The 14,394-nt window shown below is 71.1% G+C and carries 14 protein-coding genes; 2 read left to right on the plus strand and 12 right to left on the minus strand.

What is annotated here, in order from left to right; translation table 11 throughout:
• Positions 1–67: 67 nt before the first annotated feature.
• The 6 genes from pafA to dop form a co-directional block, all read right to left on the minus strand.
• Complete coding sequence (gene pafA, locus ABD086_RS10775; protein ID WP_343907527.1) at positions 68–1,429, minus strand: Pup--protein ligase; 1,362 nt, start codon at positions 1,427–1,429, stop codon at positions 68–70.
• 82 nt (positions 1,430–1,511) lie between these two features.
• Entirely contained in the window at positions 1,512–2,477 is a 966-nt protein-coding gene (locus ABD086_RS10780; protein ID WP_343907528.1) for a hypothetical protein, read from the minus strand.
• 170 nt (positions 2,478–2,647) lie between these two features.
• Entirely contained in the window at positions 2,648–3,499 is an 852-nt protein-coding gene (prcA, locus tag ABD086_RS10785; protein WP_343907529.1) for a proteasome subunit alpha, read from the minus strand.
• A complete protein-coding gene (prcB, locus tag ABD086_RS10790; RefSeq protein ID WP_343907530.1) occupies positions 3,496–4,356 on the minus strand; it encodes a proteasome subunit beta in 861 nt (286 codons plus the stop codon). The genes prcA and prcB overlap by 4 nt, the downstream gene beginning before the upstream one ends.
• Positions 4,353–4,550: a ubiquitin-like protein Pup gene (locus ABD086_RS10795; RefSeq protein WP_343907531.1), complete on the minus strand. Its 198-nt coding sequence runs from the start codon at positions 4,548–4,550 to the stop codon at positions 4,353–4,355. The genes prcB and ABD086_RS10795 overlap by 4 nt, the downstream gene beginning before the upstream one ends.
• Positions 4,551–4,567: 17 nt before the next feature.
• Positions 4,568–6,076 (minus strand): depupylase/deamidase Dop, encoded by a 1,509-nt coding sequence (dop, locus tag ABD086_RS10800; protein WP_343907532.1) that lies wholly within the window; start codon positions 6,074–6,076, stop codon positions 4,568–4,570.
• A gap of 44 nt (positions 6,077–6,120) precedes the next feature.
• Between dop and ABD086_RS10805 the strand changes: the two genes are divergently transcribed.
• Complete coding sequence (locus tag ABD086_RS10805) at positions 6,121–6,609, plus strand: aminoacyl-tRNA deacylase (RefSeq protein WP_343907533.1); 489 nt, start codon at positions 6,121–6,123, stop codon at positions 6,607–6,609.
• Positions 6,610–6,807: 198 nt separating this feature from the next.
• On the opposite strand, the gene arc is transcribed toward ABD086_RS10805, so the two are convergent.
• The 3 genes from arc to ABD086_RS10820 all read right to left on the minus strand — a co-directional run bounded on the left by arc (position 6,808) and on the right by ABD086_RS10820 (position 10,856).
• Complete coding sequence (arc, locus tag ABD086_RS10810; RefSeq protein WP_343907534.1) at positions 6,808–8,562, minus strand: proteasome ATPase; 1,755 nt, start codon at positions 8,560–8,562, stop codon at positions 6,808–6,810.
• 183 nt (positions 8,563–8,745) lie between these two features.
• Positions 8,746–9,708 carry a tRNA (adenine-N1)-methyltransferase gene (locus ABD086_RS10815; protein WP_343907535.1) on the minus strand — a complete coding sequence of 321 codons (963 nt, stop codon included), beginning with the start codon at positions 9,706–9,708 and terminating at the stop codon, positions 8,746–8,748.
• 11 nt (positions 9,709–9,719) lie between these two features.
• Complete coding sequence (locus ABD086_RS10820; protein WP_343907536.1) at positions 9,720–10,856, minus strand: site-2 protease family protein; 1,137 nt, start codon at positions 10,854–10,856, stop codon at positions 9,720–9,722.
• 62 nt (positions 10,857–10,918) lie between these two features.
• Between ABD086_RS10820 and ABD086_RS10825 the strand changes: the two genes are divergently transcribed.
• Complete coding sequence (locus ABD086_RS10825) at positions 10,919–11,809, plus strand: RecB family exonuclease (protein WP_343907537.1); 891 nt, start codon at positions 10,919–10,921, stop codon at positions 11,807–11,809.
• Between the two features lie 118 nt (positions 11,810–11,927).
• On the opposite strand, the gene ABD086_RS10830 is transcribed toward ABD086_RS10825, so the two are convergent.
• The 3 genes from ABD086_RS10830 to ABD086_RS10840 are packed head-to-tail and all read right to left on the minus strand — an operon-like array spanning position 11,928 to position 14,379.
• Positions 11,928–12,551 carry a response regulator gene (locus tag ABD086_RS10830; protein ID WP_343907538.1) on the minus strand — a complete coding sequence of 208 codons (624 nt, stop codon included), beginning with the start codon at positions 12,549–12,551 and terminating at the stop codon, positions 11,928–11,930.
• On the minus strand, positions 12,548–13,918 hold the full coding sequence (locus ABD086_RS10835; RefSeq protein ID WP_343907539.1) for a sensor histidine kinase: 1,371 nt from the start codon (positions 13,916–13,918) through the stop codon (positions 12,548–12,550). The genes ABD086_RS10830 and ABD086_RS10835 overlap by 4 nt, the downstream gene beginning before the upstream one ends.
• Before the next feature lie 47 nt (positions 13,919–13,965).
• A complete protein-coding gene (locus tag ABD086_RS10840) occupies positions 13,966–14,379 on the minus strand; it encodes a hypothetical protein (RefSeq protein WP_343907540.1) in 414 nt (137 codons plus the stop codon).
• Positions 14,380–14,394 lie beyond the last annotated feature (15 nt).

Raw genomic sequence — 14,394 nt, forward strand, 5'->3', positions numbered from 1 at the left:
GTCACCAACCGCACGAATTCGGCCCGTCGGCATGCGGTTGGTGACCAATCCGCGCGCCGCCGGGGCCTCACATGCCGTCGATCAGGCGCTGCACTCGCTCGTCGTACGCCCGGAAGGGGTCCTTACAGAGCACCGTGCGCTGCGCCTGGTCGTTCAGCTTCAGGTGCACCCAGTCCACCGTGAAGTCGCGCCGGCGCTCCTGAGCCCGCCGGATGAACTCACCGCGCAGCCGGGCTCGGGTGGTCTGCGGCGGTACGGATTTCGCTTCGAAGATCTTCAGGTCGCTGGTCACCCGTGCGACCGCGCCGCGCTTCTCCAGGAGGTAGTAGAGCCCGCGACCGCGGTGGATGTCGTGGTAGGCCAGGTCGAGCTGCGCGATGCGGGGGTGTCCGAGCGGCAGTCCGTGCTTGGCGCGGTAGCGGTCGATCAGCTTCCACTTGATGACCCAGTCGATCTCACGGTCGACCAGGCCGAGGTCGTCGGACTCCACGGCCTTGAGCCCGCGCTCCCAGAGGTCCAGGGCCTGCTCGATGACTGGCGTACTGATCTCTCGGCGGTCCACGAAGTCCCGGGCCTTGGCGAGGTACTCCTGCTGGATGTCGAGGGCGCTCGCCTCGCGGCCGTTGGCGAGGCGGATCTTGCGGCGCCCGGTGACGTCGTGGGAGATCTCGCGGATCGCTCGGATCGGGTTCTCCATCGTGAGGTCGCGCATCACCACGCCCTCCTCGATCATCCGCAGCACCAGGTCACAGCTGGCCACCTTCAGCATCGTGGTGGTCTCGCTCATGTTGCTGTCGCCGACGATCACGTGGAGGCGCCGGTACTTCTCGGCGTCCGCGTGCGGCTCGTCCCGGGTGTTGATGATCGGCCGGCTCCGCGTCGTGGCGCTGCTGACGCCCTCCCAGATGTGCTCGGCGCGCTGGGAGACGCTGTAGCTGGCCCCGCGGGGCGTCTGGGTGATCTTGCCGGCGCCGACGATGATCTGCCGGGTCACCAGGAACGGGATGAGCACGTCGGCGAGCCGGGAGAACTCACCGGCCCGACTGACCAGATAGTTCTCGTGGCAGCCGTAGGAGTTGCCGGCCGAGTCGGTATTGTTCTTGAACAGGTAGATCTCGCCCGCGATGCCCTCGTCGTGCAACCGCTGCTCCGCATCGAGCAGCAGCCCCTCCAGCACCCGCTCCCCCGCCTTGTCGTGGGTCACCAGCTCGACGACGTCGTCGCACTCGGGCGTGGCGTACTCCGGGTGGCTGCCCACGTCGAGGTAGAGCCGGGCGCCGTTGCGCAGGAAGACGTTGCTGCTGCGGCCCCAGCTCACCACCTTGCGGAACAGGTAGCGGGCCACCTCGTCCGGGCTCAGGCGGCGCTGTCCCTTGAACGTGCACGTCACGCCGTACTCGTTCTCGATCCCGAAGATCCGCCGGTCCACGGACTCAGCCTAGGCGTACGGCGGTCGCCTGCGTGGCTCCTCGGGTCGCGGTTTGGTCACCAACCGCACGAATCGGGGCCGATCACGCCGTTCTGGTCCAGTCGTGGAGGCCGTGCTGGCGGCGCCAGCGGTTCATGATCCGCTCCCGTCCGGCGTCGGAGTACAGCGAGTTCTCGACCAGCGCGCGCCAACGCCGCAGCCGCCGCGGGTCGTGCCGGCGGCCGAGCGCCCGGTCGATCTCGTGCATCACGACGGCCGGGTGGTTGATCAGGTCGTCGAGCACGAAGCCCTTCCGGACGTAGTCGGTCCCACTCAGTCCACGACCGCGACGCAGGTCGGTCCTCTGTTGGCCGGCGCTGCGGTGGTACTCCCCGTCGTACTCGTGGAGATAGGGGGTGCCCACCACCAGCAGGTCGGCGCGTCCGACGTAGTTGCCGGCCTGGTCGTAGAGCTCGGCCTGCGGCTCGAACGGGACCTCCAGGACGCGGTGGAACTGCTGGAGCACCGTCTCGCCCGCCGACTGGCTCTTGCCGGTCGATCGGCGCCAGGCCTCGCGCAACATCCGTACGCCGGGTCGCCGGGTGGTGAGCAGCTCCTCCATCTTCTGCGGGTCGAGATGGCGGCGCTGGAGGGCCGACTCGACGAGGATCGCCAGGTCGAGCAGCGACAGGTCGCGCGCGCAGCGAAGGAGGATCTCCTCCGGCTCGTCGACGGGCAGACCCAGGTGACATCGCCTCTCGGGCTTCCCGGCCAGTCGCGAGCAGATCAGCCCGTGCCGGCGCGGTCGTGGATCCTCCCGGTCGACCGCCACGAACACGGGCACCTGCTCGGGCAGCTTCGGCAGCTGCCAACCCAGGATCTCCGCGGCCGTCAGGTGGGTGTAGCGGGCGCTCGGCGGGAGCACCGCGAGGTACGCGCGGAGGTCTCGCAGCCACTCCTGGTGCGGGGTGAGTCCCTCACGCTTGACCACGCCGAGCCCGTGGCTGACCCGCCGCAGGCAGGCCAGCCGGATCTCGCCCCGGATCGGCTCATCGTCGTCACGCCTCATGCCCGACAGGCTGCGCCCACGCAGGGCAGCGGAAACCGGGGGCTATCGGCCCTGTGGACGAGCAGTCCGGCACCGATCGAGAAGGTCGCGGATTGGTCACCAACCGCACGATGGGAGCGCTCCCGTTCGCGCTTGGTGACCAAACCGCGGTGATCGGAGCGACAACCGGGTCAGGCGGGCGGAGCGATGGGGGGTTCGTCCTCCGGGTTGCGGCCGTGACCGGAGAGACCGTCGACCGGCGCGCCGGGGTCCGCCGGAGGCGTGTCGGTGGTCTCGTCGGTGGGCGCGTCGGTGGGGGCGTCCGCGGGTGCGGGCGAGGCCGGGCCGCGGTCGCCCAGCACCTGCTCGAGCTGGGCGGGCCGGATCCGCGCGAACTTCCGGGGCTGGCTGCGGGTGCGGTCCAGCACGGCGACCTCGAGGTCGTCGACGGGGATGACGCGGTCCTCCGCCTCGCCGTGGCCGAGTGCGGCGACCGCCAGCGAGATCGCGTCCGCCAGGGAGGCCCCGGCGGCGTACCGCTCGGACAGGTAGGACGCCACGACGTCGGCGGCGCCGCCCATGACGGCGTACCCGTGCTCGTCGGCGACCTGGCCGTCGTAGGTCAGCCGGTAGAGCTGGTCGTCCTCGGGCGCGTCGCCGATCTCGGCGACGAAGAGCTCCACCTCGTAGGGCTTCTCCCCGCCGGAGGAGAAGATCGTGCCCAGCGTCTGGGCGTAGGCGTTGGCGAGGCCGCGGCCGGTGACGTCGCGCCGGTCGTAGGCGTAGCCGCGCATGTCGGCCAGCCGGACGCCGGCGATCCGCAGGTTCTCGAACTCGTTGTACCGGCCGACCGCGGCGAACGCGATCCGGTCGTAGATCTCGGAGACCTTGTGCAGGGCCTGCGACGGGTTCTCGGACACGAACAGCACGCCGTCGGCGTACTGCACCGCGACCACGGACCGGCCGCGGGCGATGCCCTTGCGCGCGAAGTCCGCGCGGTCCTTCATCAGCTGCTCGGGCGAGACGTAGAACGGCATGCTCATCGGGCGTCACCCCCGGTGATCGGCGAGGAGGTCAGCGGCGCGGTCGGCCCGTCGGGCTGCGCCATCCGGCCGGCGATCACCCGGTCGGCGATCGCGGCGACCTCGGCGTCGGGCAGGCGGCGGCCGCCGTCGGCGGTGATGACCTGGACGACCGGGAAGATCCGGCGCGTCAGGTCCGGCCCGCCGGTCGCGGAGTCGTCGTCCGCGGCGTCGTACAGCGCCTGGATGACCGCGGTGACGCAGTCGGTCTGGTCGAGGTCCTCGCGGTAGAGCTTCTTCAGGGCGCCCCGCGCGAACAGCGAGCCGGAGCCGACGGAGTGGAACGCCGTCTCCTCGTACCGGCCGCCGGTCACGTCGTAGCTGAAGATCCGCCCGCGGCCGCCGGTCAGGTCGAAGCCGGCGAAGAGCGGGACGACGGCGAGCCCCTGCATGGCCATCCCGAGGTTGGAGCGGATCAGCGCCGCGAGCCGGTTGGCCTTGCCGTCCATCGAGAGCGTGGTGCCCTCGATCTTCTCGTAGTGCTCGAGCTCGGTCTGGAACAGGCGCACCATCTCGACCGCGATGCCCGCCGAGCCGGCGATGCCGACGGCGGAGAACTCGTCCGCCGGGAACACCTTCTCGATGTCGCGCTGGGCGATGATGTTGCCCATCGTGGCCCGGCGGTCGCCGGCCATCACGACACCACCGGGGTACGTCGCCGCGACGATCGTGGTCCCGTGCGGGGCCAGGTCGCCGGCGTGCCCCTGCGGTACGGTCCGCCGCGCCGGGAGCAGGTCGGGGGCCTGCTCGGCGAGGAAGTCGCTGAACGAGGAAGTGCCCGGCTGCAGGAAGGCAGCCGGCAGGCGCGGGTCGCTCATTCGCCGCCCTTTTGGATGAACGACTTCACGAAGTCCTCGGCGTTGGTCTCGAGCACGTCGTCGATCTCGTCCAGGATGTCGTCGACGTCGCTGTCGAGCGCCTCCTTGCGCTCGGCGACGTCGCTCTCCGGAGCGGTCTCGACGACCTCGTCGGCCTCGGAGGACTTCCGCGGTTGCTTCTGCTCCTGTGCCATGCCTCGACCCTATCCACTCAACGGGTGAGAGCGGTGAACAAAGCCTCCGCCGTCTCACACCGGTCGAGCAGTTCGCCGACGTGCGCCTTGCTGCCGCGCAGCGGATCGATGGTCGGGACCCGCTGCAGCGACTCCCGGCCGGGCAGGTCGAAGATCACCGAGTCCCACGACGCCGCGGCCACATGAGCGGCGTACTTCTCCAGGCACCGGCCCCGGAAGTACGCCCGGGTGTCCTCGGGCGGGTCGTGCATGGCGGCCTCGATCGACACGTCGTCGAGCAGCCGCTCCATGCGGCCGCCCGCGACGAGCCGGTGGTAGAGGCCCTTCTCGGGCCGGATGTCGGAGTACTGGTAGTCGATCAGCTGCAGCTTCGCGTCGTCCCAGTCCAGCCCGTCGCGCTGCCGGTACTGCTCGAGGAGCTTCAGCTTCGCCACCCAGTCCAGCTCCCGCGCGCACAGCATCGGGTCGCGCTCGAGCCGGCCGAGCACCGACTCCCACCGCTGCAGCACGTCGACGGTCTGCGGGTCGGCGTCCGCGCCGTACCGGTCCTCGACGTACTTCTTGGCCAGGTCGAGGTACTCCAGCTGCAGCTGGATACCGGTCAGCTTCCGCCCGTCGGTCAGCGTCACCAGGGTCGTCAGGGTCGGGTCGTGCGAGACGGCGCGCAGGGCCGCGACGGGGCCCTCCACGGTGAGCTCGGTGGTGATGAAACGGTCCTCGATCATCGCCAGCACCAGCGCCGTCGTACCGACCTTGAGGTACGTCGCGACCTCCGACAGGTTCGCGTCCCCGATGATGACGTGCAGGCGCCGGTACTTCTCCGGATCGGCGTGCGGCTCGTCCCGGGTGTTGATGATCGGGCGCTTCAGCGTGGTCTCGAGGCCGACCTCGACCTCGAAGAAGTCGGCCCGCTGGCTGACCTGGAAGCCTTGGTCGCGGCCGTCCTGGCCCTTCCCGACCCGCCCGGCGCCGCAGAACACCTGGCGGCTGACGAAGAACGGCGTGAGGTGCCGGACGATGTCGCCGAACGGCGTCGACCGCCGCATCAGGTAGTTCTCGTGGGCGCCGTACGACGCGCCCTTGTTGTCGGTGTTGTTCTTGTACAGCACGATCGGCGCCCCGCCCGGCAGCTGGCCGGCCCGGCGCGAGGCGTCGAGCATGACCTGCTCCCCCGCCTTGTCCCAGCGGACGATGTCGAGCGGGGTGGTGACCTCCGGCGTCGAGTACTCCGGGTGCGCGTGGTCGACGTACAACCGGGCCCCGTTGGTGAGGATCACGTTGGCCAGGCCCAGGTCCTCGTCGGTCAGCTGGGTGGGGTCGGCGACCTGGCGGGACATGTCGAAGCCGCGGGCGTCGCGCAGCGGCGACTCCTCCTCGAAGTCCCAGCGGGCGCGGCGGGCCTTGACCGTGGCCGAGGCGTAGGCGTTGACGACCTGCGAGGAGGCCACCATCGGGTTCGCGAGGGGCTGCCCCTGCACCGCGATGCCGTACTCCACCTCGGTCCCCATGACGCGGCGCACGCTCATGTGCCGAGAGTACGCGAGGGGGTACGGCGGCCTAGGTTGGTCCCATGAGTGCGGACAACTCGGCCCGGGCGATCGCGGCCGCCGAGGCGCTGGGTCTCGAGTACGAGGCGACGCGACACGGCCCGGTGCGCTCACTGGAGGAGGCCGCGGCGGCCCGCGGCGTCGAGCCGCGACAGGTCGTGAAGACCATGGTGGTGCGGGTGTCCGAGGGCGACCACCGGTTCGTGCTGGTGCCCGGCGACCGCGAGATCGCGTGGCCGAAGCTGCGGGCGCTGCTCGGGGTGAACCGGATCTCCCTGCCGAGCGCGGACGCGGCGTACGCGGTCACCGGCTACGAGCGCGGAACCATCACGCCGCTGGGCAGCGCCACGGCCCTGCCCGTGATCGCGGACGCGTCGATCACCGGGCGGATCAGCATCGGCGGCGGTGCGCACGGCGTCGCGCTCAACGTCGACGCGGCCGCGCTGATGGCCGCGCTCGGTGCGAGTGTCGCGGACGTCACCGAAGTGAGCGGCGAGCCGCGGTCCAGCTGATCGCGGAGCAGACCAGTCCCCCGAGCAGGACGCCCAGCCAGAACATGTCGGCACGTTGCCCCGCCGGCCGGCATGGCACACGCAGGCTCCGAGTCGCGCGGATTGGTCACCAACCGCAGGTGGGATCGCTCCCAGTCTGCGGTTGGTGACCAATCCGCGTTGCGGGCGGACGCCTGGACGCGTCCGACGCGGCGCCCGCTACAGGTACTGGCCGGTGTTGGAGACCGTGTCGATCGAGCGGCCGGGCTCGGTGCCCTGCTTGCCGGTGATGAGCGTGCGGATGAATACGATCCGCTCGCCCTTCTTGCCGGAGATCCGAGCCCAGTCGTCCGGGTTGGTCGTGTTGGGGAGGTCCTCGTTCTCCTTGAACTCGTCCACGCACGCCTGGAGCAGATGCGAGACCCGCAGACCGTGCTGGTCGTGGTCCAGGAAGTCCTTGATCGCCATCTTCTTCGCGCGGTCGACGATGTTCTGGATCATCGCGCCGGAGTTGAAGTCCTTGAAGTACAGGACCTCCTTGTCGCCGTTGGCGTAGGTGACCTCGAGGAAGCGGTTCTCCTCGGTCTCGGTGTACATCCGCTCGACGGTGGCGCGGATCATGCCGTTGACGGTCGCTTCGCGGTCGCCGCCGAACTCGGCGACGTCGTCGGCGTGCAGCGGCAGGCTGGTCGTGAGGTACTTGCTGAAGATGTCGCGGGCGGACTCCGCGTCGGGCCGCTCGATCTTGATCTTCACGTCCAACCGGCCGGGCCGCAGGATCGCGGGGTCGATCATGTCCTCGCGGTTCGAGGCGCCGATGACCAGCACGTTCTCCAGCAGCTCGACGCCGTCGATCTCGCTGAGCAGCTGCGGGACGATGGTGTTCTCGACGTCGGAGGACACCCCGGAGCCGCGGGTGCGGAACAGTGAGTCCATCTCGTCGAAGAACACGATGACCGGCGTGCCGCCGCTCGCCTTCTCACGGGCCCGCTGGAAGACCAGACGGATGTGGCGCTCGGTCTCGCCGACGTACTTGTTGAGCAGCTCGGGGCCCTTGATGTTGAGGAAGTACGACTTCCCCTCCTGGCCGGTGCGCTCGCTGACCTTCTTGGCGAGCGAGTTGGCGACCGCCTTGGCGATCAGCGTCTTGCCGCAGCCGGGCGGTCCGTAGAGCAGCACGCCCTTGGGCGGCTTGAGCTGGTGCTCCTTGAAGAGCTCCGGGTGCAGGTACGGCAGCTCCACCGCGTCGCGGATCGCCTCGATCTGGCTGCCGAGGCCGCCGATCGACTCGTAGGCGATGTCCGGGACCTCCTCGAGGACCAGCTCCTCGACCTCGGACTTCGGCACCTTCTCGTAGACGTACCCGGCCCGGGAGTCGAGCAGCAGCGAGTCGCCGGCGCGGATCGTGTCGCCACGCAGCGGCTCGGCCAGACGGACGACCCGCTCCTCGTCGGCGTTCGCGATGACCAGGGCCCGGTCGCCGTCGGCGAGGAGCTCCTTGAACATCACGACCTCGCCGACCTCCTCGTAGTCGAGGGCGGCGACCACGTTGAGGGCCTCGTTGAGCATGACCTCCTGGCCGCGGCGCAGGGTGTCGAGGTCGACGCTCGGGCTGACGTTCACGCGCAGCTTGCGGCCGCCGGTGAACACGTCGATCGAGTCGTCCTCGTTGCGGTTGAGGAAGGTGCCGAAGCCGGCGGGCGGCTGGGCCAGCCGGTCGACCTCCTCCTTGAGCTTCATGATCTGGTCGCGGGCCTCGCGGAGGGTCTGGGCCAGCCGCTCGTTCTGCGAGGTCAGCCCCGCGAGGCTGCGCTGCGCGTCCGCGAGCCGCAGCTCGAGCGTGCGGTTGCTCGCCGGGCCCTCGGCCAGCCGCCGACGGAGGTCGGCCACCTCGGACTCCAGGAGCCGGACCTGGTCCACGAGCTCGTCGGGGCTCCGGCCACCCGTGCTGGACACGCCTTCTGATGTCGACATCAGCGCCACCTCCTGTGCGATTGACCCTACCCGCGCGGACCGCCGAGGGAAGGGCTGATTTCGGGGTGTTGGTCACGATTTGGCGGCGCGCCTGCCCGCCAGACCGGACGCGGATTGGTCACCAACCGCATGAAATCGGCCCCCACGCGTGCGGTTGGTGACCAATGCGCGAGGTCTTGCGCGTCAGCCGGTCGGCTCCTCGACGGGCACGCCGGGCGGGCGCGGGCCGGCGTAGTCGGGGCCGTACGCGCCGGGGGCCGGACGGCGTTTCTTCAGTGGCGGGCGCTCGCCCGGCGCCATCCGCCGGGCGGTCACGAGGAAGGCGGTGTGGCCGATCATCTTGTGGCCCGGCCGGACCGCGAGGCCCTCGACGTGCCAGTCGCGGACGAGCGACTCCCAGGCCTGCGGCTCGGTGAAGCCGCCGTGCACGCGCACCGTCTCCACGAAGCGCGAGAGCTGGGTGGTGGTGGCGACGTAGGCGCAGACGATGCCCCCGGGGCGGAGTGCGTCGGCGGTGGCGTCGAGGCACTCCCAGGGCGCGAGCATGTCGAGGATGACCCGGTCGGCGCGCTCCCCCGACGCCGGCAGGGCCTCGGCGAGGTCGCCGAGGGTGAGGTGCCAGGCGGGGTGGGTCTCACCCTCGGGGGCGCCGAAGAACTGGTTCACGTTGCGGCGGGCGACCTCGGCGAACTCCTCGCGGCGCTCGTAGGACGAGACCCGGCCGTAGGGGCCGACGGCGCGGAGGAGCGAGCAGGTCAGGGCACCGGAGCCGACCCCGGCCTCGACGACGTGGGCGCCCGGGAAGATGTCGGCGAGCGCGACGATCTGGGCGGCGTCCTTGGGGTAGACGACGGCGGCACCGCGCGGCATCGACACGACGAACTCCGACAGCAGCGGCCGGAAGCACAGGTACTCCCCGCCCGCCGAGGAGGTGACCGTGAAGCCCTCCTCGCGGCCGATCAGCTCGTCGTGGTCGATGTGGCCGCGGTTGGAGAAGAACCGCTTGCCGGGGACGAGCTCGAAGTTGTGCCGGCGCCCCTTCTGGTCGGTGAGCCGGATCCACTCCCCGGGGCGCAGGGGTCCCCGGTGGACACCGGACCAGGCCTCGGCGGGGACGTCCGGACTCGCGGGATCGGGGGCTGACACGGCCGCAGAGCCTAGTGCGCCGACTCCCGGAACGCCCTATCGACGTCGGCGGTGATCAGCACCCCGGCGACGGCGCCGTCCGGCTCGACGAGGAGGTACTCGCCGGCCGGGGTCCGGCTGATCGCCATCACCAGCTCCTCGCCGGCCAGGTCGGCCGGGAGGCGTAGCCCGTCCTCGATCGTGCGCGCCACCGTGGATGTCGTCACCCAGGGGCGGCGCTCGTCGGGGGTGGCTTCGAGCGCCGCCTCGCTGACGATGCCGACGGGGACGCCGTTCCCGGTGACGGTGACGATGCTCCCGACCCGGGCCTCCTCGGCCCGGCGTACCGCCTCGGCCAGGGGCAGGTCGCTCGGGACGGCGACGGTACGGCGGGCCAGCTCGCGGGCGACCAGGCGCGGCAGCCGGCTGCGCAGCCGCGCCGACGACATCGCGGCGGTGGCTCCGGACCAGAGGAAGGCCGCGACGATGAACGCCAGCGCGAAGTCGATGATCTGCGGCCGGGTGCCCGTGACCGGCTCCTGGAGCACCGGCCAGAGCAGCGCGCCCGCGGCGGCGAGGCGGCCCACCCAACCAGCCGCGATGGTGCCCCGGTGGACGTTGCCGCTGATCCGCCACACGAGCGACTTGAGCACCCGTCCGCCGTCCAGCGGCAGCCCGGGCACCAGGTTCAGGAACCCGACGAGGAGGTTGGCGCCCGCCAGCCCACTGACCGCCATCAGGAGCAGGCCGTCCGGGGTGACGGGACGGACCAGCAGCGCGGCGCCGCCGACAGCGAGCGACGTGAGGGGGCCGACGACCGCGATCAGGAACTCCTGCCGCGGCGTCCGCGACTCGCCCTCGATCGCGGTCATGCCGCCGAGGAAGTGCAGGGTGATCGAGCTGACCGGGAACCCGTAGTGCCGCGCGGCGAACGCGTGCGACGCCTCGTGCAGCAGCACGGAGAGGTAGAGGATCACCGCGAACGCGAAGCCCGCGACGTACTTCCACGGCCCCAGGCCCGGCTGCGCCTGCTCGGCGACCGGCGCGACGATCACGGCGATCAGGCCCGCGACCACGAACCAGGACGAGGACACCAGGACGTCGCTGCCGGCGATCGTGCCGACGCGGAAGGTGCCCGGCGGGCGGGGCCGGGATGGGTGGTCGGGCACGTGTCGAGGCTAGCCGACCGTCCCTGCCCGGGGGTGTCGGTGGGCTGACCTAGGGTGACGGTGTGAGCGTGCAGGAGGAGTCGCCGGCGGCCCGGGTGGGGACGGTCGTCGACGGGGTCGAGGTCCTCGGCGCGCTCTCCCCCAGCCGGGCCGGCGACTTCATGAGCTGCCCGCTGCTGTACCGGTTCCGCACCATCGACAAGCTGCCGGAGCCGTACTCGCCGGACGCCGTGCGGGGCACCGTCGTCCACAAGGTCCTGGAGGACCTGTTCGACCTGCCGGCGGAGCGGCGTACGCCGGACGCGGCCGCCGGCATGCTGGAGCCCGCGTGGGCCGCCCTGGTCGAGCAGGAGCCCGAGCTGGCGTCGCTGTTCGAGGCCGAGGGCGGGCCGGAATCGGCCGAGTGGCTCGCGTCGTGCCGGAGCGTGCTGGAGCGGTACTTCACCCTGGAGGACCCGACCCGCCTCGAACCCGCCGAGCGCGAGCTGTACGTCGAGACCCTCCTGGAGTCCAAGCTGCTGCTGCGCGGCTTCGTCGACCGCATCGACGTGGCGCCCGACGGCGCCATCCGCGTGGTCGACTACAAGACCGGCCGGTCGCCCCACGAGATGTTCGAGGCCAAGGCGCTGTTCCAGATGAAGTTCTACGCGCTGGTCATCTGGCGCACCCGCGGCGTGCTGCCCGCGATGCTGCAGCTGGTGTACCTCGGGAACGGCGAGATGCTGCGCTACGTCCCCGACGAGCGTGACCTGCTCGCCACCGAGCGCAAGGTCGAGGCGGTGTGGGAGGCGATCCGGCGCGCCGAGGAGTCCGGCGACTGGCGGCCCAGCCCCGGCCGGCTGTGCGACTGGTGCGCCCACCGGGCGATCTGCCCGGCGTACGGCGGCACTCCCCCGCCGCTGCCGGAGCCGCGGAGCCGCCTGGTCGACGTCGCCGACGACAGCTCGCTCTGACCCAGGTCGGGTTCGCGGCCCCCCCAGCACGCGGATTGGTCACCAACCGCAGAATGGGAGCGCTCCCGCACGCGGTTGGTGACCAATCCGCGACCCGATCCGGCCCGCCGAGGGTGCCTCAGAGGCCGTTGCGCTCGGCCCAGAGGGCGGCCTGGGTGCGGTCGGAGACGCCGATCCGGGCGAAGGCGGAGGTGAGATGTGCCTTGACGGTGCGCTCGCTGATGTCGAGGCGGCGGGCGATCTGCTTGTTGGCCAGCCCCTCGCGCACCAGGCCGAGCACCTCGGTCTCCCGGCTGGTGAGCTGCACCTGGGGCGACCCGGCGCGGGAGCCGAGCAGCGCGCGGGCGGCGCGGGGGTGGATGGGCGACTCGCCGCGGCTGACGGCGCGGATGCCCTGGAGGACGTCCTCGGGGTCGGCGTCCTTGAGCAGGTAGCCGACGGCGCCCGCGTCGAGGGCGGCGATGATCCGCTCGCTGTCGGAGAACGACGTCAGCACCAGCACGTCGACGCCGAGGTTCTCGGCCATGATCGCCCGGGTGGCGGCGACGCCGTCGACCTCGGGCATCTGCAGGTCCATGAGCACCACGTCGGGGCGGATCGAGCGCACCACCTCGAGCGCCTCGGCCCCGTTCGCCGCGGTGCCGACGACCTCGATGTCGTCGGTGCCGGCGAGCAGCTGCTGGAGACCGGCACGGATCACGGCGTGGTCGTCGACGAGGACGACCTTCACGGGAGACGTCACGGGGTCTTCACCTCCATCCGGACGGTCGTCCCCTCACCGGGCGACGACCGCACCTCGAGTACGCCGCCGCTGTCGGCGACCAGGCTGCGCAGCCCGCGCAGGCCGTAGCTGTCCGGGGCGGTGCGCGCGGGGTCGAAGCCGATCCCGTCGTCCACCACCTCGAGGGTCAGGGTCGTGCCGTCACCACGGACCGTCACCGCGAGGGTGGACGCGTCCGAGTGGCGCATCGCGTTCCGGACCGCCTCCTGCGCGACCCGCCACACCAGGGCGACGTTCTCGACCGACGCCGTCTCCGCGCCCTCCACGGTCGCCGAGGCCTGGATGCCCAACGTGCCGGCGGGCGCGATCAGGTCCGCGAGCGCCGCGGGCAGCCCGTCGGCGCTGAGGTCGGGCGGGTGGATCTCGGCGAGCAGCGAGCGAAGCGACTTCAGGCTCGTCCGCAGCGACGAGCCGGCGGTGTCGAGCGTCTCGCGGGACTCGTCCGGCAGGTCGGGGACGCGGGCGAGGGCGCTGACGGAGAACGCCGTGCCGGCGAGGTCCTGCACCACGCTGTCGTGCAGGTCCCGGGCGATCCGGCGGCGTTCGGCGTCCGACGCGTCCATCGCGGAGACGAGGAGACGTTCGCGCTCGGCCGCCGTCTTCCGCAGCTCGCGCGTCAGGCCCGCCAGGATCGCGGTCGCGACGGCGATCAGCAGGACCAGGGCGCCCGCGGTGATCCAGAAGAACGCGTCGAAGATCTGCGCCCGCCGCTTGGTGAGGTCGGCGACCGGGAAGTAGGCCTCGAACAGGACGGGCCGACCCGCAGCGCGCTGGTCCGCGACGCTGGGAGAGCCGCGGTCGGTCGTGACGAAGCGGGTGTAGATGCGGACCATGCCCTCGGTGCCGCCCGCGGCCAGGTCCTCGGGCCGGCTCGGGTCCGCGATCTCCGACCCGACGCCCCCCTTGCGCAGGATGCGGCGCTGCTCGTCGTCGAGGGTCAGCGACGGCTGCCCCGACGAACCGTTCTTGAAGAGGTCCTCGAAGAGCACGTCGAGCTGGCTGGTGTAGATCAACCGCCCGTTGGCGGACCAGATGTTGATCCGGTACGGGCGATCCGTCTTCAGCAGCCGGGCCTGGACTTCGGAGTCGAACTTCTCGAGCTGGATGAGGTACTGGGTCGCGTTCTCGGGCCTGAGGTGGACGGCCCGCGGCGGGAACTCCGGTGCGACCACCGACTGGGCGAGCAGCTGGGTGGTGTCGCGGGCCTCGGAGATCGCCTCGTCAGCGGCCGCCCGGTCGGCGAGGACGTTGGTCCCCACGATGATGCCGGCAGCAGTGAGGATCCCGATGGTGAGGAACAGCGCCACGGGGCTGCGGAGCAGTCTCAACCGTCGGACCTTTCGCTGGGGTCCGGACAGGATAGGCCCCATCTACCTCAGTAGGAGACGGTGGCGCGACAGACCTCGCCGGTGCGCAGGTTCTCGGCGCGGAACACCACGTCGTCAGTGCCCGGGAGGTTGAACATCGTCCGCACCACGCGGAAGCTCAGGTCGGAGTTCTCGCTGCCGCGGGCCCGCCCGTCGTCGGAGACCTCACCCTCGTGCTTGAGCCGCCAGGCCCACACGTCGCTGTCGTCGCTCCACACGGTGCCCGTGACCTGAAGCCGGCTGTTGTTGCCGTCGACCTGCTCGACCTTGAGCTTGGCGCGGGACACCGAGCTCGGGTCGCACTGGTCGCGGTCGACGTCCTTCGCAGCCCCGCCATCCTTTGCCAGGGCGGGAGCCACTGACAGGGCCGCTGCACTCAGCACGAGGCTGAGCACGATGGCGGGGCCGCGTCGGACGATCATCGAACCTGCTTCCTT

The sequence above is a fragment of the Nocardioides aquiterrae genome, from assembly GCF_039526625.1.
GTDB lineage: Bacteria > Actinomycetota > Actinomycetes > Propionibacteriales > Nocardioidaceae > Nocardioides > Nocardioides aquiterrae.

Bases quoted from the DNA above. Each gene is read 5' to 3' on its own strand.
- arc (WP_343907534.1), bottom strand. From the start codon at position 8,562: ATGTCGACATCAGAAGGCGTGTCCAGCACGGGTGGCCGGAGCCCCGAC.
- ABD086_RS10805 (WP_343907533.1), top strand. From the start codon at position 6,121: ATGAGTGCGGACAACTCGGCCCGGGCGATCGCGGCCGCCGAGGCGCTG.
- dop (WP_343907532.1), bottom strand. From the start codon at position 6,076: ATGAGCGTGCGCCGCGTCATGGGGACCGAGGTGGAGTACGGCATCGCG.
- ABD086_RS10795 (WP_343907531.1), bottom strand. From the start codon at position 4,550: ATGGCACAGGAGCAGAAGCAACCGCGGAAGTCCTCCGAGGCCGACGAG.
- prcB (WP_343907530.1), bottom strand. From the start codon at position 4,356: ATGAGCGACCCGCGCCTGCCGGCTGCCTTCCTGCAGCCGGGCACTTCC.
- ABD086_RS10780 (WP_343907528.1), bottom strand. From the start codon at position 2,477: ATGAGGCGTGACGACGATGAGCCGATCCGGGGCGAGATCCGGCTGGCC.
- prcA (WP_343907529.1), bottom strand. From the start codon at position 3,499: ATGAGCATGCCGTTCTACGTCTCGCCCGAGCAGCTGATGAAGGACCGC.
- ABD086_RS10840 (WP_343907540.1), bottom strand. From the start codon at position 14,379: ATGATCGTCCGACGCGGCCCCGCCATCGTGCTCAGCCTCGTGCTGAGT.